The organism is Caballeronia hypogeia (assembly GCF_001544875.2).
Taxonomy (GTDB): Bacteria; Pseudomonadota; Gammaproteobacteria; order Burkholderiales; family Burkholderiaceae; genus Caballeronia; species Caballeronia hypogeia.
In genome coordinates, this window is the sequence record NZ_FCOA02000007.1 from 1 (window position 1) to 19,173 (window position 19,173).

The following is a 19,173-nucleotide window of genomic DNA, read 5'->3' on the forward strand; positions in this document are numbered from 1 at the left end:
GCCAGCATGGGCCGCTGGGTCGGCCAGATCGTTGAACTCTGCATGGTGCTGGTCGAGGCGATCCAGCGCTACGTGCTCGCTGCCGGCAAGCTCCATGGCGACGACACGACGGTTCCCGTCCTCACACCGGGCAATCAGAAGACGACAACCGGCCGATTCTGGGTCTATGTGCGCGACGACCGACGCTCGGGCTCGACGGAGCCTGCGGCAGTTTGGTTCACGTACTCGTCGGACCGCAAGGGTGTTCATCCACAAACACACCTCGCCAACTTCAAGGGAATCCTGCAGGCAGATGCCTACGCCGGCTTCGACCAGCTGTACGCAAGCGGCGACGTCTTCGAAGCGGCATGCTGGGATCACGCGAGGAGGTACATATTCGACGTTCACGAGCGTACGCCGACTCCGGATACCCAGAAACTGCTCGAGATGATCGGCGAGCTCTACAGCATCGAAGCTGACATTCGCGGCAAACCTCCCGATGAGCGGTTGCGTGTGCGGCAGGAGAAGAGCAAGCCTCTGCTCAACACGTTCGAATCGACGATCAGGGCCAAGCTTGGGACGCTGTCGAAGAAGTCTACGCTTACGGGCGCGATCAACTACTCGCTGAACCACTGGACGGCGCTCACGTTCTACTGTGAGGACGGACGCGCCGAGATCAGCAATGTGCTTGCAGAAAATGCCCTGCGTTGTGTAGCGTTGGGCAGGAATAATGCGCAGCTGCAAATTATGCGGAGTTACTCATTGTCGAAGAGTGCCATGCGAGTCGCTGACGCGATCCGCAGGGATTCGCGGTTCGGCGAGCTACGCATAATTACAGCGACTCAAGGAACTGGAGGATGCGGTCCGGTGGTCGATAGCGACGGTTCTTCACTTCCGGTGGCTGAATCCTGCTCAGCGCTCGCTGCTTCATCGTGAGATCGGCCTCCATATAGCAGTGTGTTGTCGATGGGCTTTCGTGTCCCAGCCACAAGGCGATGACCGAGAGGTCGACGCCTGATTGAAGTAGATGCATGGCAGTCGCGTGACGAACCAGATGCGGAGAAACACGCCGTTTGGCGAGTTGCGGACATTGGTCCTTCGCGCGCGTTACGGCAATTCTCATTCGATCGGCGACATTGGAGCGTGTCATCGCGTTTCCCGATCGATTTGGAAAGAGCCTCTGACTTGATGCATCCTGGATCTGCGGCAACCACCCCTTGATGAGCCTGGCCGTGGATCGCCATAAAGGCACCGTTCGTTCCTTGCGTCCTTTGCCAAGAATATGAACGAAGGGTGATGTACCCAGCACCACATCACTGACGCGTAGTGCCAACATCTCCGAGACGCGCGCCCCCGTGTTATACATCGTTGCCAGCAGAACCCTGTCGCGTTGACCCGACCAGGTGTCTGGGTCAGGCGCCGTCAACAGTTGCTGAATCTCTTCACGTGACAGGAATCCGACCATAGGTTTATCGCACCGCTTCATCGGCACGGAGAGTGCGCGCTGTATAACGGCCAACGACGCGACGTCACGGTGTGCCGCGTACTTCAAGAACGAGCGCAACGCTGCGAGTCGAACGTTGCGGGTCCGCGTGCTGTTGCGCCGCTCAACCTCGAGATGTCGCAGAAACGCCAAGATTAGCGGCGCATCCATGTCCGACAGCTTCAGATCAGTTGGGCACCTGCCAAGGCGATCCGATGCGAACTGAAGAAACAGACGAAACGAATCGCGGTAGCTCGATATCGTCTCCGGGCTCACCGCGCGTTGCTGCATCAACCGTTCGACGAAGAAGTCCTGCAGGAGCGTCGCGAAGGAAGGAACTAGGCAGGCTTTAGTCATGACGTACCCCTTCGGCAAAGCACGCAAATTTCCGGCTCACGATTTCCATGAGATCGGGAACCGCAGTCAGATACCAGTAGGTATCGCTCGGCTTCACGTGCCCCAGATATGTCGACAGCGCAATCATCCGGTTGTCGACGTTCACGCCGTCCCGATACCACTTGAGGATGCACCGGCACACGAACGTGTGGCGAAGATCATGGATTCGAGGCAACGCGTGGTCACCCCGAGAAGTCCACCCGAGTTGCTCGCGAAGGCGACCGAACACCCAGTGCACCGTTCGGGCCTGCAACTTCCTACCATCAAGATTCACAAAGAACGAATCGCACGGCTCTGCGGCGACGACCAGCGCACGGCGAGCAGCGTAACGCTTCATGGCCAGAGTTACGGTAGGATGCATCGGAATAAGGCGCGACTTGTGAAACTTCGTCTCGCGCACCGTGAGCGTGCCCTCAGCAAGATTCACGTCGTCTCGAGAGAGATTGATGGCTTCCGAGATACGCAAGCCGGTTGCCGCAATCAAACCAAACAGCGCTTCATATGTAAGCGGTCTGATCGAACCGACGGGTAACATCGCCGCCGACGCCGTGAGGAGTTCGCCGAGCTCCCGCTCCGTGTAGATGTGCGGCGCCAGACGACGATGGGCCCGCCCGCACAAGTCGCGTCGCGGAACAACCGTATCGGGGTAGAACTGCCTGAGGTACTTCGCGAAGGGGCGCACTACCTCGATCCGACGCGCCCAGGTGATGGACCTTTGACTCGGTGTCGAGTGTGCCCAGGCAAGGGCCATACTTTCGGTGATCGGACCGCGATCGTGCGCCGTATCCGCGAAGCGGGCGAAGTTCATCAGCACCTGCCCCGAGATCGCAAGGTCGAAGCCGAGACAGCGTCGCTCTGCGAGATACGTTTCCACCAGCGATACCATTGTGTGTGCCGATTTGACGGGACGTTTCATGATTTTCTCCCCGGCCAGGGAAGCGCCACGGCCTCCAGGCTTCGCAGGTCGATCTTCGTGTAGATCGCGGTGGTGTCAATGCTTTGATGGCGCAATACGTCAGCCACTTCCTTCAACGACGAGCCGGAACGAAGCAGCCGTCGGGCCACGCTGTGCCTCAGAAGATGGGTTCCAGATTGTTTAGTCCAGCCGCAGCGAACATATGCGGCATGCACGGCCTGATGGACGCGCCCGGTTCCCAACGGAACGTCGGCGGGTGCGTAATGCCGGACAAAGAGAGCACGGGAGGTCGTCGTCTTCCTTCGGGCTAACCGGATATAGTCGGCGATCGCACGACCTGTTGGCTCGGGCAACGGAATGACGTAGCCCCGTCGCGATTTGGTGCGACGGATTTGCAGCGTGCCTTCGCGCCAGTTTAAATCGTCGAGTTGGATTTGCACGACTTCCGCAGCCCGCAACCCAAGATCAGCCAGGCAGCGCGCCATTGCGTAATCACGTAAGCCGGACGCCGTCGCGAGATCGAAGGAGTTCAGGAACTGCTCAATCGCTGCATCCGAAAGCGTTTCAGGCAGCGCCGCCAACCTCCATCCAGCCACGTTCGGTACTGCCGCGATCAGCTCTTCGACCTGGTCGTTATATTGCATGGTCCTGAATCGCAGATAACTGCGCAACGTCACGCCCGCTACGTGAGCGGCTCCAGCATTGCACCCGTCAGGGTAGCGCGTAACGAAACGACGGATATCCCGAATCGTTAGCTGCTCCATGTCGATGTGTTTGCGACCAAAGCGCTGACGCAAGAAATCGCGAATGATTCGACCACGCTGATATCGCGTGCATTCGGCTAGACCGCAAACGTCCTTGAGGTGGTCAGTAAAGCCACACACCTCCTGTTGCACCGAATCCGGTTCTGCCTGCAGAAACCGAGGGACATTGCACGCGCCCAACACGACCAGCAAATGCCGAAGTGCAGCACTCACGTCTGTCCGACACCTCGGAATCGGATCTGGGCAGGTACATCGCCGCAAATGGTCGTTCACGAACCTGCAGACAAGTCGATCGTCGACACTTGCTACGGCTATACGGTGCGTTGTAAGCCAATACGCAAAGTGCGCGGCGCACCTCACGTAGCGGTTGACGGTGCCGGCCGCGTAGCCGGTATCAACGAGATATTCGCAGTAGCGCTCTGCGAAAGGAGAAAGGACGCTGCGCCACAACCACGCCTGAGGCTGCGGTCGAAGAGGAACCAAGCCGATCATGATGATTCTCCTGAATGTGTAACAACCCAAACAGGAAAGCATCTTTTTTATGTGCAGTTTGCTGCACGCCACAGATCCCTGCAAGGCGCGTCGCACTGGCGCGCGTGACGAGCCGTACGATGCAAACTCCGCATAATTTGCAGCTGCGCATTATTCCGACAATGCAATTATGTGCATTGTCGGAAAAACTATTTGTTCGTTGGCTCCGACAGCGGCGGTGAGCGCGCGGCGGCAATGTACAGTCTCATCGGCACGTGCAAACTCAACGAAATCAACCCACGTGCCTATCTCGAATACGTGCTCACACATATTGCTGACCACAAGGTCAACCGCATCAACGAACTGCTTCCCTGGAACGTGGCCGACAAACTGAAGCCGGCAGCTGCGCCCACGCCCACCGTTTGACTGGGTAGATCCAGACAGATCGTGTCCACGATCTCACGCGATCTACCAGGACCTCCCCATGCTCTCACATCATGCCCCACGCGCGCGCGGATCGGGGACCGGCCCTGACGAGCCGCTTACGGCTTGTCTCCGCCTGCTCATATTGCTGCGGGCTGGGCGTGTCGAGCGTGGTCCCGGTGTGCGCCGCGCGAAGCGCCGCCAGCAGCATGCGGAAGTATCCGTCGAAATCCGCATCGGACATCGCGTTCAGCGAGACTCGGTCACTTACCGCGTCCATCTTGTATAGGCCGAAGCAGTCGGGCGGAAGGAGAGTGTCGAATACCGTGGCGATCAGCGCGACGTACTGCAGACGCAGTGCGGGCGCCATGCGTCCGAGTCCGTCGGCCAACGCCTTGGCGAGCGCGCCCGGATTCAGCATGAGATTGCTCATGCGCTGGACGTTGCCGGCGACCGCCGGATCGCTGTTAATGTGCGCGATCCAAGCGAGAATCAGCTGCCCTTTTTCGGAAGCTGGATCGACGCCTTTCTCAACCAGCATTTGGTCATAGACAGACGGCCTAGGATCTGACGCGGATGCCCCGGACTGAGCCATCGACGGCGCGACATAGCCCCAGAATTCGTCGTACCGGAATGCGGCATTCGCCGCCGTTGTGGCGAATGCAATAAGGCAGGCGGCCAGACCGGCGACCTTCGCTTTCATGTCCCCCCGGTCTCGTTAAACGCGTCTGCGCGCATGTCTTTGTCAAGCTCTCACTATCACGATAGGTCAGCGCGCGCCATTGGCACAGCATTGTCGAAGGCGGCGGGCTCCGAACAGTCCCTTCTAGTTTCCGCCTGCTCCTAAGGACGCTGCTCAACAGCGCCATATCGATGGCGTCGAGCGATCGTGCGTGAGCGACGTGCTGCTAACCCTTCGCACTCTGCGCCACATGCGCTATCCGGTTTCGCACGACCCCGATCGCCTGTTTCAGAGCATAGACGTCCTGAAAATATCGATAGGGAATTCGTATCCGGCTCACGTTCGCGTCGATGCTCTCGATTTCGTCGCTCCATTGCGCAATTTGCGAGCGGGTCGGCGCGGTGCTGTTCCACACTTCATCTTCTAGTGCTTTGATCTCGCGATACCAGACCACGAGCCGCTTTCTCATCCGAGTCTCGACCATGCGCGGCAATGCCTGAAGCAGACCGATGAGGAGCGCCGCGAACGGCACGAGGATCAACAGCCGTCGTTCGATCAGACTCGCGAGCCAGAACGGCAGATTGCGGTACAGGAACGGCTGGCCGGATTTGAAGTAGCGAACGCTATCATCGGAGATCGGGAATTCTTCGGTGTTCGTGTTCGGAAACGTGCCAAGCGGCGTGAAGTAATGTTCATGACCATGGACGATGCGCGCCGCGTCGAGCAGCATATAGATGAGCGCCGGATGCATTGTGTCTTTCGATACGAGCAGCGCTGTTGCCCCGAGCAGCGTGACGTCGGTGCGCGGTAGGTCTTCGGCGACACTCGTTGATGCGCGCGGTAAGATGATTTTTGCAAGCGACGGGATTTTCTGAACCAGCGCATCGGCCTGCGAGAAACTCATCAATTTGAGACTGCTGTTCAGCAGCGTCTTCTGCATCTCGGCGTCCGGCCGCCCAATGAAGAAAGCAGCGTCGATCTGCCCGGTTTCGAGCCGCTGATAAGCCGCGGGCGCATCCATTTGCAGTAGTGTGGAATTCTGGCTCGTGACGCCGCTATAGCCGAGCAGCAACTGCGCGACGTTGAGCAGGCCACTGCCGGGAACGCCCAAGGAAATTCGTTTGCCGCGCAATTGCGAGAGCTGATCGACTGAAGTCTCGCCACGATAGAACACCCAGATCGGTTCATACGACACAGCGGCAATCGTCTGCAGTTTGTCGGTCTCTTTCGGACTCACGGTGCCCGACTGGATGAACCCGACATCGTAGATGCTCTTCGGCTCTCTCAATCGCTCGTAATTCTCCACCGAGCCGGAAGAACCGCGTATATCCAACTTGATGCCCGCACGCTTTAAGATGGGCGCGTAGCGATCCGCAAAGCCGCGATAAATGCCGTTGTCCGCGCCGCTGGTCATCACGATGGTGCGCTGGAAAGCGGGTTCGACCACGATCATCATCATCCAGCCGGAGGCTGCCGACAGAACGATCAGGCCGATGGTCAGCAGGCGCCGCCTCGCTGGTGTCATGGGGGTTTTCTGGCTGCGTTGCAGCGCTGGATTGTGCCTGGGCATCATTTGCCATCTTTTACGGTCATGTCTCACCGTGCGAGGCATGCATGAAAAACCCGCGCCCGCTCAGCCTCCGCTATCACCCGCTTCTTGATTACGGACCGGCCAGTCGACGCATACCCCGAAGCGACATTCACCAACTTCCTGCGGATGTAACCGTTCCCAGAGTGCAGCTGTCGTTCATCTCGTCGAGTCCCGTTAAATGCGGCGCGATGAAATCGTCCGCTTGGGCCCGGTCAGTTCCAAAAGGACCAAATGACGACGTGTTCAATCCATCCACGCCGCCCCCGGCAGGCGATGCTTTGATGCATCGGTAGCCCGTCGGCAACAAGTTCATTTTGGCGTCGGCAGCAACATACAACGTTCATCGACGCGCACCGTCGCGTTGCTACCCGCCTCATCCAATTTAGGCTTGAGCCCCGCGTTGAAGGCGCCACGCTCCATTGTCGTTAAAGCGCATGCAATCTGCCGCCGTAGAAGTGCACCACGAGAAATACATGCCGAGGGAGGGTGCGGTATGGCGCTTTCCTGCGTTCACCCCATCGCACCCGATCGTCACCGATGATTCGACGCACCGTATAGCCGTTCGGTTATCAGATATCGAGCTTGCTAACTTTTGTTCCTTCGAAGCTGAGATTGGCCATCAGGCCGGAGTTCGTCAGCACGAACCCAACAATCGGCGCATTCGTCGTTGCCGTGTCGAGCGCACCGTTCGCGCCGGTCTTGGCCACCGCTACCGAGCCATCCACGCCCGCTGTCCAACCCTTATCGCTCGTGCGGAATTTTTCGAGCGCGTCCTGGGTCATGAACATCATGATCACCGCCTTGGACTGGGCGCCAATCTGCAGGCCAAAGGAAGCGGTACTGGTCTTGTAGTAGCCGACGGACGTGCCTGCCTGACGGAGCGCGCCTTCGCCGTACTCGCCGCCGACCACCAGGCCTGCGGCAAGCACCGACGGAAAGACCAGGATACCCTTGGCCTTGGCGGCTTGCGCCTGCGCGCCCGGTGTCGAACTGTAGAGCTTGTTGAGGGCGCCATCGACGCCGGCATCGATTTCCTTGCGCTTGCTGGCTGCTTCGGTCGGCGTCGAGGTCGAGCCACAAGCGGCCAGCGAGCTGGCGAGGGCGATAGCAGTGAGCGAAAAGAAGGTGCGACGATTCATGAGACTCTCCTCGATCGAACTGTGCAAGATTGAGATTTGAAGCGTCTGGAGTTGCTGCTCATAGAGAAACGAAGACGCGTCGGCTGACGCACTGGCTAGAGGCAGCTGCCAACAGCGCCGCCGGCGTCGCCGCTACCTCCGGCACCCGGGCGAAAGCCCACCCACGTTTTGCTGTTGCCTGTCCAGGACGGCCGCACGAGCGCGGCTGCGCCATCCGGCGGCCGCTGGCCCGGAACATAGACGTCCATCGCCTGATTGTTCGCCACGATCACTTGCGATATCACTTGTTGCTGTGACTGATTCGCCCATCTCTGAGCGATGCATTGCGAGACTGCCGCGACCGACTGTTGACTTTCCCCGACCGATTGCGCGCTCGGAGGCATGGGTTGAGTTGCACAGGCTGACACTGCAATGGTTACGACGAGAAGCGGTAGCAATTTCATTTTTATCACCCTCCTGTTGAATTTCCATTTCCATCGCCTTATCGTAGGCTCTGGTTGACATGCGCAAAAGTTCGGAACGACGGCTGTTCGCACGCTTCTGGACAATGTGTTCGCATGATCGCCTGATGCGCGTTCACTGCGTTTTCCAGGAATGCGATCGGCCGTGAAGAAGCCGCTACCTGCTCCGTGGACATAGTGCTTTCTCGTTATTGCGCAACGTTGCACTTGAATAGCGCCCCCCTTTCTCGGCTAAGGCGACAACAAATCCGCGCAGATGTACGCGCGTTGCCTCATGGTCGCCCATCAGCATAAACGGGGCGATTCGAATTGAAGAACCAGCAGCACATATGGCTTGCCAATGAAAGCCGGCCGCTGATTTCGCGTTCGTAGCGCTCGTTTCGTTGTGTTGCAGCAGCGACCGCAGAAAGCAATTCCGTTCGCCGCCAGCGTCTACACGACAAAGCTCATAATCGGAACACCTGGTCCGAGTTCTCGCTCTCTTCGTTTTAATCAAGCCGGCGCGGGCTTTGAGCGAAACCGGAAGAAGCCGGTCGCACTCGGGCGGAGCCGTCTGTTTTACCAATGCAGTAGACCGTCACGCGATATGTCGACCAACCGAAAGCGTGGCTGCCGTCATCAACGTCCTTGAACAATCTGACTGTTGTAAGAGGTCAGACAGTCCCGCGGTGCACAGAGCTCGTGGCTTTTAGACGACTGCTGAATTCTTCCAGGTTGATGGTATGAAAACGGGGGCGGGCAGGCGCTGATCTTTTCATGCAATATAGGCGGTATGCGTTTGGTTTTCCACCAAAGGCGTGCGAATTGTGCCCTTGACAAGTCCACCCGGAGGTCGGTGACTCCGTTCATACGAAGCGCTGCTCCTGGCGCTCGTTAATAGTGACGCGGCCGGCCCGGACACTATAATCCATACGCATCACGAAGAACCTTGGCAGAGCGAATATCAATTCACACTAGCCCGCTGAGAGCCCCCCGACTCGCGGAAAAGAGGTGACGCGATGAACCGCATCGTGAATCGACTGCTGAGTGCCGTTGTTATCGCCTTGTTCCTGTGCAGTTGCGCCACTACACCGCAGAACGACAGCGCTCTGAACTATAAGAGCCGCGCCATGACCCGCGCGGAAGGCAATCTCAGGGTTTACGCTTCGGTGCTTTCGGCCGAAGACAGCGTTGGGGTCTATGGCGTGCCACTATCGCAAAAAGGGATTCAGCCCGTTTGGATCGAGGTGCAGAACGACGATCCGGTCAGCTATTTCCTGATGTCACCGGGCCTCGATCCAAACTTCTTCCCGGCCTCCGAAGCGGCCGAAGCATTTGCTGACAGCAAGGCACTCGTTACCAAGGACGAACTTGACCAGCGCTTTCGCCGTCTCGCCTTTCACAACCCGGTCCTGCCTGGGCGAACCGTATCCGGATTCGTGCTCACGAACCTCCGTGAAGGTGCGAAGCTCGTTCAGCTCGATCTCGTTGCGAGCGGTGGCGCAAAGACATTCTCGATCCTGATGGTCGTGCCCGGCTTCCATGCCGATTATCATGTCAGCGCCGTGTTTCGCCGCGAGATCTATCCGCCTGAAAGAATCGTCGATTACACGGACGATGACGCCTTCCGCTCGGCGCTCGAAGCACTACCCTGTTGCGCGACCAACGAGGACGGTTCGAAAAATGGCGATCCGCTCAATCTCGTCATCGTGGGTGGCCTCGATGATGCGTTTCCCGCACTCGTGCGGCGCGGCTGGACGCCGACCGAAGAGAAATGGTCGGGCGCAATCACGAAGACAGTAACGTCCGCGCTCTCCGGCGAGCGTTACATCAATGCGCCGGTCAGCGATCTGTATCTCTTCGGCCGAGCGCAGGATCTTGCGCTGCAAAAAGCACGCGACACGATTCACCAGCGCAATCACTTACGGCTCTGGCTAACCCCAATGCGCTACCGGGGGAAGCCTGTGTGGGTCGGACAGATCAGCCGGGACATCGGGGTGCGGCTTACGTGGCACTCGCCGACATTCACGACGCACAAGATCGACCCGGATGTCGACGAGGCGCGCACAGCGCTCACCGAGGACATGGCCTATTCGCAAAATCTGCAGAAGATCGGATTCGTCCGGGGCGTCGGTGCCGCCCCGCAAGGCACGACGCGTCAGAATCTTACGACGGATCCGTATTACACTGACGGCTATCGAGCGGTGCTCGTGTTCGACCGGCAGCCGACGTCGCTCTCCGAGATCGAATTCTTTCAGTGGGAAGCTGCCGCCCGGCTCAACGCCCTGCCCTCGGGAGCAAAGCGATGAGCGCGTCGGCGTGGCTGCGACAGGCGTTCAAGCGTGCCGCCGGCTGCGTTTTCCTCGCGTCGGCGCTCGCGGGCTGCGCGACATGGACGGCGGCAACCAGCATCGACGACGCGCCTCTGCGCGAGCGTGCCGTAAGCGCAACGAAGCAGGATGCGCATGTCAGCGTGGCCGTGCTGGGCGCCGACGACAGCAAGCGCATGTTCGGCGCCGATATCACCAAGGCCAATATCCAGCCGGTCTGGGTCGAAGTTGAGAACCGGACTTCGCAGAACTTGTGGTTGCTCCACTCCGGAACCGATCCGGATTACTTCTCGCCGCTCGAAGTAGCGTGGTCCATGCACGCGCTGCTCGGAAGTGCGACGAATGCAAGTATCGACGATCACCTGAACAAGCTGGGATTCAGAAATCCCATCCCCGCTGGCGAAACGCGTTCCGGGTTCCTGTTCACCAACCCGGACCGGCAAATCAAGTTGGTCAATATCGATCTGTTCGGCAGCAAAACGCTGATCCCTTTCTCCTTGTTCCTGCCGGTACCGAACGACGCCGGAGACGCGCGTTTTGCGCTGATACCGTTCCGGTACTCGGAGTCTGAAATCATCGATTATCACGATCTTGCTTCATTACGCACGGCGCTCGAACGAATGCCGTGTTGCGCCACCGATGCAAAAGGCACGACCGAAGCGGACCCGCTGAACGTGATTATCATTGGTACGCTGGGCGATATAGGCACTGCAATGGTTCGGCGCGGCTATCGTCGCGAATTGCGTGACACGGACCTTGCCCAAGCGCTGTTTGGACGCAGACCCGACGTCGTCCTGCGCAAGGAAGCGCAAGGGGGCGCGCCTTCCACTACGTTGCGCGCATGGCTCGCGCCAATCCGGTACAACGGCAGCTGGGTGTATCTGGCGCAATGTGGACGACCCATCGGCGGCCGCTTCGCGCATCACGATGCGGCAAGCCCCGCGTTGCATGGCGACGTCGACGAGGCGCGCAACTTTCTGATCCAGGACATGATGTATTCGGGTGGTCTGGAGCAGCTCGGCTTCGTGTACGGCGTAGGCGCGGCGCCGCCCGCAAACCCGCGAACAACGTTGAACGGCGCGTCGTATTACACCAATGGGCTGCGCGCCGTCATGTTCTTCGCCACCCGCCCGCTCAACTTCACCAACGTGCAGATTCTAGACTGGGTGCCTTACCTTGAGCAGCGCGAAACCGGTGCACGCGAGGAGCAGGGCGATGCCGGCGAATAGCTCCGTCATCAGGCCACGCAGAGGCGTTGCCCGTCTTATGGCCGCTCTTGCCTGCCTTGCGCTCGTGGCGTGCGCAACGAAGCCGCTCGTCCCCTACACGACGAATACGCCTCCGCTCGCGCTCGTTCCCGCATCTCAAGCGGGTGTGCTGGACAAGCGGTCACGCTTTCGCGAGACATTCTGCGCGGTGCTCGAAGCACACGGCAAGGCGCTTCCCGACTACCGTCCCTGTGAAGACGCACTGACACGCGTCGGTACCGAGCCCGCTGGCACTGGTGCGCCTGTGGATCTGGGTGAATCGAAGCGTCACCTCATCGCGGCAGTGGTTCCCGGCATCGGTTATGACTGTTTCAAGCCGTGGTTGAATTCGCAGAACGCCGTCGCGAAACATGTGCAGCAATTTGGATACGACGCCATCATGCTCAACGTCGACGGCCTGTCGAGTTCGAAGAACAACGCACGTCAGATCCGCGACGCCATTCTGGCGATGCAACTGTCCAGCGAGCCAGGTGTACTCGTGCTGGTCGGTTACTCAAAGGGCGCCGCCGACATCCTGGAGGCTGTCGTCGAGTATCCGGAGATCCGAAGCCGAGTGGCGGCCGTCGTGAGCGCGGCGGGCGCGGTTGGCGGATCGGCGCTCGCCAACGATGCAGAGCAGTATCAGGCCGACCTGCTGCGGTACTTTCCCAGCGCTACCTGTACCTCAGGCGACGGCGGCGCCGTAGAAAGCCTGCGTCCGGCGACACGCCAGGCCTGGATGGCGCAGCATCCCCTACCAAAAGAGCTACGCTATTTCTCGCTCGTCACGTTTCCCCAGCCGGAACGCATATCGTCGATACTCAAATCAAGCTACGACAAACTTTCGCAAATCGATGCGCGCAACGATAGCCAAGTTATCTTCTACGATCAAATCGTACCGGGAAGCGCGCTGCTCGCCTTTGTGAATGCCGACCATTGGGCACTGGCCGTGCCCATTGCCCGAACGCACAGCACAATCGCCGCGCTGTTCGTCACGCAGAATGCCTATCCTCGTGAGGCGCTGACTGAAGCAATTCTGCGCTTCATCGAGGAAGATCTCGCGACCTCCGGAAAGTGACGCTGCGCACCTGCGCAAAGCCGGGTCGACCCGGCGGTCTCAAAGCATCATGCTCACCGGTTCTACTTTGTCGTGGCCGGTTCGACGGATACGGCCAATGCTTCGGTGTAAACAGCTTTGATCTGATCGCCCTTCTTTACGCGCTTGAGACGCTCGGGGTCTTCCACACGAAGATCGATCGTGTCGCCCTTGGGGCCCTTGAGCATCACCATCTGCGTCTTGGCATTCACCGCGACGACGTCCGCGATAACCGTCACTTCGCGCCCGACTGTTCCTCCCGGCTTGGCGCCCGGAACCGAGCGTTCCGCGGACTGGCTCTCAGTCCGCGATGCCTCGCTCTTCTTGTCGAGCAGGCTCAGGCTCAGCGATTCGTGATAGGCGACCTTCACGGTATCGCCCACAGCCAGTTGGTCGAAATTGCGTACCTCGTCCGTGACCTCCAGCTCGATCACCTTGCCGGAACGCGTCTTGAGCGTGACGGTGCGCGTGGCGGCGTCGATGCCGACGATGGTAGCGGTCACCTTCGAGGTGCCCTGCACGGATGCTCCATTCTCGCTCTTTGTCACGTTCACGTTGGTCTCAGGCTCGGCGGTCCATGCTGTTCCGGATAGCACTAGACACGCTGCGACAAAAAGGCTCATGCTCATGCGCTTCATTATTGCTGCTCCTGAGTTAATGAATGGGCAATTTCACTTGATCGTATAGCCACGGCCCTGCATGCAGGCCGCATAAGCGCGGTAGTAGGTGTCCATCGCGCCCTGTGATTGCGCTTGCGTATTCGCCTGCTGCGCGCGACGGTTCTGTCGTGCGCGTGAACCACCCACCATCGTGCCGGCTGTCGCGCCGACCGCCGCGCCCTTTCCCGCATCGCCCGCAATGGCCCCGACTACTGCGCCGCCCGCCGCGCCGCGCGCGGCTCCCTGGACACGTTCTCCGCCGCCCACCGCCGGACCGCTCTGTGGCGGGGGCGCCGCAGAAGCCGTCGCGGGGTCAATGCCCGTGTTGCTCTTCGCCCAGCTGTAGCACGCACCGTCGTCCTTCTGTTGTTGCTGAGCGCTTTGGCCTTTCGCCGGATACGGTATCGGCTTGCTTTGCGCAATGGCATCCAGCGCGAGCAGCATCATCAGCGCGACACACAGCTGGTGAGTTTTCTTCGCATTCATGCCGACTCCTTTGACTCGTTTTTGAGCGTTCGACATGCGACATGTAGGGTCCAATGGGCTCGTCCTCTCGGCCAGGCGACGCATCGGGATCGCCGCGTTCCGTCGGTGCTCGGGATTTCCCGCTATCCTTCTGATAAACGCCGCTGTTGCTGCTCAGATGAACGTCGTCACTTCGCTCGTGCCGTATTACGCCGTGTAGGCGACCATCGCGAAGCCCGCGAGCAGCGACCGTTGATCACACAGCTGAAAGCACCGCCCGGTGCATTCTTGCCTTGCAGCTTCGGATGCGAAAGTGTAGCCGTGGCATGCGTCGCGGGAAGTGCGATGCGTATCGAATGGGCGCTCGAGGCTATCGGCGCAGCGAGCGGGTATTGCGGCACGCCGTCGCCCATCCGTCGCGCGAAGTGTACTCACGTTTCGCATCGAAATAGGCGCTCAACACCTTGATCGCTTCGCGCTCCTTCGCGCCGACGCGGGGATCTAATATGTAAGACTCGACGTGCATCCGAATCTTCACGATCTCATCATTACTGCCACTGTGCGCCGCAGTGATCCGTTTGTTCATATCGCTCTGCGGCCGCGCCCATCGCGAATGAGATCACCGCAACTTCAATCGCTGGACTCACACGTTTCACGGCAGTCCCGGCATCTTGAGCTGACACGGACTTCCTCTTGTGCTTTTGTCTCGTCGGCAAAAATAAAAGTGTCGAGCATCACTCCCGTAATTTAAGAACATATCCCGAGCAATACAAGCGGTTTTTAGTGAACGGAACCAACACATTTTCGACGTGGCTCGCGATTCACCAATCAGCCCGCGTTCCAATATGGAGGTCGCCCGCGACCAGTTCTCCCAAGCCGCTTAAGAAATAATTCATTTAAACGTCACCTAATTCGCGCGGCGTCGCTGGTAAGGGAACATTTGTGACACACTTATCAATTGGACCATGAGGAGTCGCTGTGCCAGTCAATGTCGAGGACAATTCAGCGCATCAAACTAAAACGCAACCAGGTCATCGAATTCTTTACTAGGCGCGAGCCTTCGTAGTTTGTGGTAAAAGCGAACGGCAGCCGCACGCTTCAGGGCTGGACAACTGAAGAACCTCGACCACGACTGAGGCTCATTGCCCCCCGCTCGGTGCGCGCCTTCGTTTCGGGTGACAAGACTGACGCCGCCGCGCGGGCGATCTGGACAGCTGATCAGCAGCCCGATGCGCGGTTTGTTGCCGTTAAAACAGAAGCACAGTAGGCAATTCTCGCGCTACAGCGGGCAACTGATGAAGACCATCTGGCAAGGCGTGCAGCAAGTGATGGATTTCGTCGCCGGCCTCAAATAGGCCCGCGGACCGGGCGGCGGACTTATGTTTGATTAAAAAGCTTACCAGTCTCGCGATCGGCGACGGAATATAACGCACCGGCGAGAAACGCAGCCTATACTGAAAGTCGGCGCGAATTCAGAGCACTGAGGCGCGTCGACCGCTCACGGACGACTTTCGTCTTTGCAACCGTGACTCGCGGCTTTCCGGGCCCGCTTCCGCGGGCCTTTTTGTGCGGACTGACTTCACACGAAGGTCCTCGGCGTCGTGCAGTTCCGATATTCAGACCGATTGTGTGAACGGGGACCAGGAGTCAAAAGCGCCGATTTGGTGGGTGTAGGTCGGCAGTGCGCCAATACGATCAATCCATGGAGAACACATCATGCTCAAACGTCTGATACTGACGCTCACAATCCTTTTGATGTTGCCTACTTCCGTTGCTCTTGCAGACGAATATACGGCCACCCTCAACCTGTTCAAAAATGCGGGAGAAAGCAGCAATCTTCTGCACAGTGCCTATGGCTACGCTGTGTTTCCGAAGATTGGCAAGGCCGGGGTCGGCATCGGCGGCGCCCACGGCAAGGGCCGCGTCTATGAGAAAGGGAAATATATCGGCGATACATCCATGACTCAGCTCACTGTCGGCTTGCAACTAGGCGGCCAAGTATACAGTGAACTCATCTTGTTCCAGGACGAACGATCCCTCAAAGAATTCATCAATGGCAACTTTGAATTCGGTGCAGATGTCAACGCGATCGCGATCACTGCCGCAGCTGGCGCACAGGCAGGCACGGCGGGCACGTCTGCTAATGTAAGCGGCGGTAAGAAAGATGCCAAAACTACGGGCGCCTATCGAAAAGGGATGGCGGTATTCACGGTGGCCAAGGGTGGGCTGATGTATGAGGCAAGCGTTGGCGGCCAGAAATTCTCCTACAAGCCTCGTTGATTTTCGCTTGATAAAAGGTATGCGCCGACAAGGCGCGAAATTATATGAACGGCGCCGCCAGCCTGGAAGGTGCGCATGCGGTGGATCCTCACGTCAGAGTGCCGACATGGGAAGACCACGAGGTCTTCACTGGTAACCAGAGGATCCAAAGTGAACGATACGACAGTGGCCGTAATTATGGCCGAAACCGTGCACAGGTCGAGCAGGCGGTCGGCGTGTCTCGAGCATTTGCGCACCGTGTCTCTAATCGGGATGGAAGCTTGCGGGAGCCCAGCGCCTGACCAGCGCGCTGTCCAAGATGGGGCACAGAGTCAAATTGATGCCCGCAAAGTTCATTAAGGCCTTCGACATCGGTAACAAGAACGATCCTGCAGATGCGCGGACGATCTGGATGGTGACAGATGCCGAGCAAGCCGTTACCGTCAAAACGAGGGCTAGCGAGCGGTCCTTGCCATGCATCGTACGCGCCAACAGATGTGCATGCGGCTTGCCAAACCGCGAAGACGCTGGTCTCTGCTGCAAATGGATCTTAGGGGAGAGCAAACATGGGCTGGAATCGCTGGTACAGCTTAAAGAGCTACCTAAGATCCTCGCTGTGGGCTGTGCCGCTCATGGCAGTCGCGATCTATGCCGTGGTCAAACCTCTGACCGAAATGCTAGGAAGATGGATGATCAGGCAAGCGATCCTGGATCCGAAAACCGGCTTTCTTGGGCTTTCTATGACTGGGGCGCGGTCGTTGCTCGGTGACATCGTTTCCGCAGACCTGGGGTTTCTGGTGTTCACGTTCGGTTCGTTGCTCGTCGCAATCCAGGTCGCTGGCGGGCAGTACACTCCCCGGATAATCGCGACCACACTGCTGCGCGATAACGTGATCCGTAGCATCTCCGGACTGTTCGTTTTCACGATGCTGTTCGCCGATAGAACACTGGGCTGGATGGGTGAAAACGAGGTACACCAACTTCAAGTGTTCATTGCAGCGATATTCGGATTCGCTTCGGTCGTCGCGTTCCTCTTTCTGATTGACTACGCCGCGAAATCTCTGCGTCCTGTAAGCCTCGTAGCACGCGTTGGGAAGCACGGGATGGCGGTCATAGAAAGCGTCTACCCCGCTCCGACTAGCGGTGCATCTATCCCGCTGGAAAGTGATAAAGAGCGAAGCGTACCTAATCGCATTGTCCTTCACCGCGGCGAATCTGGCATCGTTCTGGCCGTGAACTTAGAAAGGCTGGTGGCCAAGGCGCGGCGCACTGACTCAGTTATCGAATTTGTACCGCAAGTCGGTGATTTCGTCGCTGTGGGCGAACCCATGTTTCATTTGTACGGGAATTCTGGCGCAATCGATGAGAAAAGGCTACGCACACTGGTCGCTTTCGGGACGGAACGAACGATGGAGCAGGATCCTATGTTCGCGTTTCGCATCCTGGTCGATATTGCGCTCAAAGCGCTGTCGGCGGCGATCAACGATCCGACCACGGCCGTGCTTGCTATCGACCAGGTGCACCGACTATTGCGTGTGGTGGGCCAACGGTCGCTGCACATCGAGGAGATTGTGGATAGGTCAGGGCAGGTTCGGGTTATCCTACGGACGCCCAATTGGGAAGACTTCGTACATCTGTGTTTTTGCGAAATAAGACAATACGGCGGAGGCAGCATTCAAATCGCGCGTCGTTTGCGTGCTGCGATTGAGAATCTCGTCCAGTGCCTACCGGAACATCGTCACGACGCATTGCGCGTCGAGTTGGCACTGCTCGATCGCACGATCGTCTCGATGTTCTCGTTTCCCGAGGATCTGGCGTTGGCCCGTATCCCCGACTCGCAGGGGCTGGGAGGCTCCGCCACCTCGACAGCACATGACTAGCCCATTCGGAAAAAACCATGGAAAAACTTATAATGGGCATCGTTGAATTCCGCGAGAAACTGCTGCCGCAATACGCGGACCAGTTTACCAAACTGGCGCTCGCGCAGACACCTGATGCGCTCTTCATCACTTGCTCGGACAGTCGGGTTGTCCCGGACCTGCTTGCCTCGACCCATCCGGGCGATCTGTTCACGATGCGCAACGTTGGCAACCTGATACCGCCGGCGACTGCGGAAGGAGTCTCTACCGGCGACCTTTCCGAGGCAAGCGCGATTGAGTACGCAGTGCTGGTGTTGAAAGTCTCGAATATTGTTGTGTGCGGGCATTCCGAGTGCGGTGCGATGAAAGCCGTGTATACACGCAACGCCAAGCTGAAAGCGCCGAACTTAGATAAATGGCTGTATCACGCCAACAACGCAGCGTTTCGCCTCGAAAACGAAGGTCCGCTCGATGAAAGGCTGAAACCGCACGATCAATTGTCGCAACTCAACGTCCTTGTGCAGCTTGAGCATCTGATGACATACCCGATAGTCCACCAGCAAGTCGCCGCGGGCGCACTCGTGTTGAGCGGCTGGTGGTTCGATATTGCGAGTGGCGACATGTACGCGTATGAGCGCAGGACCCGCTCATTCGAAGTCATCGACCGCGCAATGGCTGATCGGATAATTGCGCGCCTTGCTGCGCGCGCGCGGTGAAGTGCACGAAGATCTTCTCCATAATTCCCATCCTGGGTCGGCGGGCTAGCCGCGGCGAGAATGGTCGTGCAATGAGGGCTAATTGGAAACGCGACTGAGATCTTTTGCGAACGAAGGACCGCTGTCTGTGGGGAGCCGACACTTGATTCACGGTGAAAGGGGGCGGACTGACGCCCGGAGATCGCCGAGACGCGTCTAACCGGGAAAGAGGGGCCCGTTCCGTGAGAGGTCGTCCCGGCTCTGGTCACGGATTCGAAC

At 58.6% G+C, this 19,173-nt stretch carries 16 protein-coding genes and 3 pseudogenes; 9 read left to right on the forward strand and 10 right to left on the reverse strand.

The window, feature by feature from the left end; translation table 11 throughout:
* A pseudogene (gene tnpC / locus AWB79_RS12970) lies at positions 1-711 on the forward strand (IS66 family transposase); the annotation flags it as partial.
* Positions 712-811: 100 nt separating this feature from the next.
* On the opposite strand, the gene AWB79_RS38190 reads toward tnpC, so the two are convergent.
* The 3 genes from AWB79_RS38190 to AWB79_RS12980 are packed head-to-tail and all read right to left on the reverse strand — an operon-like array spanning position 812 to position 4,030.
* The gene (locus AWB79_RS38190) at positions 812-1,819 is read right to left on the reverse strand and encodes a site-specific integrase (RefSeq protein ID WP_074169365.1); all 1,008 of its coding nucleotides are present in this window, start codon (positions 1,817-1,819) and stop codon (positions 812-814) included.
* Positions 1,812-2,774: a tyrosine-type recombinase/integrase gene (locus AWB79_RS12975; protein ID WP_034473715.1), complete on the reverse strand. Its 963-nt coding sequence runs from the start codon at positions 2,772-2,774 to the stop codon at positions 1,812-1,814. Before AWB79_RS12975 ends, AWB79_RS38190 begins: the two co-directional genes overlap by 8 nt.
* The gene (locus AWB79_RS12980; RefSeq protein WP_061167845.1) at positions 2,771-4,030 is read right to left on the reverse strand and encodes a tyrosine-type recombinase/integrase; all 1,260 of its coding nucleotides are present in this window, start codon (positions 4,028-4,030) and stop codon (positions 2,771-2,773) included. Before AWB79_RS12980 ends, AWB79_RS12975 begins: the two co-directional genes overlap by 4 nt.
* A gap of 180 nt (positions 4,031-4,210) precedes the next feature.
* Between AWB79_RS12980 and AWB79_RS38195 the strand changes: the two are divergent.
* Positions 4,211-4,435, forward strand: a pseudogene (locus AWB79_RS38195) (transposase domain-containing protein); the annotation flags it as partial.
* Between the two features lie 64 nt (positions 4,436-4,499).
* Here the strand turns inward: AWB79_RS38195 and AWB79_RS12985 are convergent.
* The 4 genes from AWB79_RS12985 to AWB79_RS40395 form a co-directional block, all read right to left on the reverse strand.
* Complete coding sequence (locus AWB79_RS12985; protein ID WP_061167846.1) at positions 4,500-5,135, reverse strand: hypothetical protein; 636 nt, start codon at positions 5,133-5,135, stop codon at positions 4,500-4,502.
* 205 nt (positions 5,136-5,340) lie between these two features.
* On the reverse strand, positions 5,341-6,639 hold the full coding sequence (locus tag AWB79_RS12990) for a TAXI family TRAP transporter solute-binding subunit (protein ID WP_061167847.1): 1,299 nt from the start codon (positions 6,637-6,639) through the stop codon (positions 5,341-5,343).
* 635 nt (positions 6,640-7,274) lie between these two features.
* A complete protein-coding gene (locus AWB79_RS12995) occupies positions 7,275-7,844 on the reverse strand; it encodes a BPSL1445 family SYLF domain-containing lipoprotein (RefSeq protein WP_061168043.1) in 570 nt (189 codons plus the stop codon).
* Between the two features lie 95 nt (positions 7,845-7,939).
* Positions 7,940-8,287: a hypothetical protein gene (locus AWB79_RS40395; protein ID WP_061167848.1), complete on the reverse strand. Its 348-nt coding sequence runs from the start codon at positions 8,285-8,287 to the stop codon at positions 7,940-7,942.
* Between the two features lie 1,016 nt (positions 8,288-9,303).
* On the opposite strand from AWB79_RS40395, the gene AWB79_RS13005 reads away from it, so the two are divergent.
* Genes AWB79_RS13005 through AWB79_RS13015 form a run of 3 tightly spaced genes read left to right on the forward strand, consistent with a single transcriptional unit; the run spans position 9,304 to position 12,939 of the window.
* On the forward strand, positions 9,304-10,593 hold the full coding sequence (locus tag AWB79_RS13005; RefSeq protein WP_061167849.1) for an LssY C-terminal domain-containing protein: 1,290 nt from the start codon (positions 9,304-9,306) through the stop codon (positions 10,591-10,593).
* On the forward strand, positions 10,590-11,843 hold the full coding sequence (locus tag AWB79_RS13010) for an LssY C-terminal domain-containing protein (RefSeq protein ID WP_061167850.1): 1,254 nt from the start codon (positions 10,590-10,592) through the stop codon (positions 11,841-11,843). The genes AWB79_RS13005 and AWB79_RS13010 overlap by 4 nt, the downstream gene beginning before the upstream one ends.
* Before the next feature lie 37 nt (positions 11,844-11,880).
* A complete protein-coding gene (locus tag AWB79_RS13015; protein WP_232470894.1) occupies positions 11,881-12,939 on the forward strand; it encodes a hypothetical protein in 1,059 nt (352 codons plus the stop codon).
* A 62-nt stretch (positions 12,940-13,001) separates the two neighbouring features.
* Here the strand turns inward: AWB79_RS13015 and AWB79_RS13020 are convergent, their stop codons facing one another.
* From AWB79_RS13020 to AWB79_RS13030, 3 genes are all read right to left on the reverse strand, one after another.
* Positions 13,002-13,595: a hypothetical protein gene (locus AWB79_RS13020; RefSeq protein WP_061167852.1), complete on the reverse strand. Its 594-nt coding sequence runs from the start codon at positions 13,593-13,595 to the stop codon at positions 13,002-13,004.
* A gap of 33 nt (positions 13,596-13,628) precedes the next feature.
* Positions 13,629-14,102 carry a glycine zipper family protein gene (locus AWB79_RS13025; RefSeq protein WP_061167853.1) on the reverse strand — a complete coding sequence of 158 codons (474 nt, stop codon included), beginning with the start codon at positions 14,100-14,102 and terminating at the stop codon, positions 13,629-13,631.
* A gap of 349 nt (positions 14,103-14,451) precedes the next feature.
* Complete coding sequence (locus AWB79_RS13030) at positions 14,452-14,667, reverse strand: DUF2950 family protein (protein WP_061167854.1); 216 nt, start codon at positions 14,665-14,667, stop codon at positions 14,452-14,454.
* Between the two features lie 561 nt (positions 14,668-15,228).
* Between AWB79_RS13030 and AWB79_RS40400 the strand changes: the two are divergent.
* The 4 genes and pseudogenes from AWB79_RS40400 to AWB79_RS13050 all read left to right on the forward strand — a co-directional run.
* Positions 15,229-15,345 (forward strand): annotated as a pseudogene (locus AWB79_RS40400) (IS110 family transposase); the annotation flags it as partial.
* Positions 15,346-15,797: 452 nt separating this feature from the next.
* Complete coding sequence (locus AWB79_RS13035; RefSeq protein WP_061167855.1) at positions 15,798-16,361, forward strand: lipid-binding SYLF domain-containing protein; 564 nt, start codon at positions 15,798-15,800, stop codon at positions 16,359-16,361.
* A 545-nt stretch (positions 16,362-16,906) separates the two neighbouring features.
* On the forward strand, positions 16,907-18,220 hold the full coding sequence (locus AWB79_RS13045) for a DUF2254 domain-containing protein (RefSeq protein WP_061167857.1): 1,314 nt from the start codon (positions 16,907-16,909) through the stop codon (positions 18,218-18,220).
* A gap of 17 nt (positions 18,221-18,237) precedes the next feature.
* A complete protein-coding gene (locus AWB79_RS13050) occupies positions 18,238-18,915 on the forward strand; it encodes a carbonic anhydrase (protein ID WP_061167858.1) in 678 nt (225 codons plus the stop codon).
* Positions 18,916-19,173: the final 258 nt, after the last annotated feature.

Bases quoted from the DNA above. Each gene is read 5' to 3' on its own strand.
- AWB79_RS38190 (WP_074169365.1), bottom strand. From the start codon at position 1,819: ATGACTAAAGCCTGCCTAGTTCCTTCCTTCGCGACGCTCCTGCAGGAC.
- AWB79_RS12975 (WP_034473715.1), bottom strand. From the start codon at position 2,774: ATGAAACGTCCCGTCAAATCGGCACACACAATGGTATCGCTGGTGGAA.
- AWB79_RS12980 (WP_061167845.1), bottom strand. From the start codon at position 4,030: ATGATCGGCTTGGTTCCTCTTCGACCGCAGCCTCAGGCGTGGTTGTGG.
- AWB79_RS12985 (WP_061167846.1), bottom strand. From the start codon at position 5,135: ATGAAAGCGAAGGTCGCCGGTCTGGCCGCCTGCCTTATTGCATTCGCC.
- AWB79_RS12990 (WP_061167847.1), bottom strand. From the start codon at position 6,639: ATGACACCAGCGAGGCGGCGCCTGCTGACCATCGGCCTGATCGTTCTG.
- AWB79_RS12995 (WP_061168043.1), bottom strand. From the start codon at position 7,844: ATGAATCGTCGCACCTTCTTTTCGCTCACTGCTATCGCCCTCGCCAGC.
- AWB79_RS40395 (WP_061167848.1), bottom strand. From the start codon at position 8,287: ATGAAATTGCTACCGCTTCTCGTCGTAACCATTGCAGTGTCAGCCTGT.
- AWB79_RS13005 (WP_061167849.1), top strand. From the start codon at position 9,304: ATGAACCGCATCGTGAATCGACTGCTGAGTGCCGTTGTTATCGCCTTG.
- AWB79_RS13010 (WP_061167850.1), top strand. From the start codon at position 10,590: ATGAGCGCGTCGGCGTGGCTGCGACAGGCGTTCAAGCGTGCCGCCGGC.
- AWB79_RS13015 (WP_232470894.1), top strand. From the start codon at position 11,881: ATGGCCGCTCTTGCCTGCCTTGCGCTCGTGGCGTGCGCAACGAAGCCG.
- AWB79_RS13020 (WP_061167852.1), bottom strand. From the start codon at position 13,595: ATGAAGCGCATGAGCATGAGCCTTTTTGTCGCAGCGTGTCTAGTGCTA.
- AWB79_RS13025 (WP_061167853.1), bottom strand. From the start codon at position 14,102: ATGAATGCGAAGAAAACTCACCAGCTGTGTGTCGCGCTGATGATGCTG.
- AWB79_RS13030 (WP_061167854.1), bottom strand. From the start codon at position 14,667: ATGAACAAACGGATCACTGCGGCGCACAGTGGCAGTAATGATGAGATC.
- AWB79_RS13035 (WP_061167855.1), top strand. From the start codon at position 15,798: ATGCTCAAACGTCTGATACTGACGCTCACAATCCTTTTGATGTTGCCT.
- AWB79_RS13045 (WP_061167857.1), top strand. From the start codon at position 16,907: ATGGGCTGGAATCGCTGGTACAGCTTAAAGAGCTACCTAAGATCCTCG.
- AWB79_RS13050 (WP_061167858.1), top strand. From the start codon at position 18,238: ATGGAAAAACTTATAATGGGCATCGTTGAATTCCGCGAGAAACTGCTG.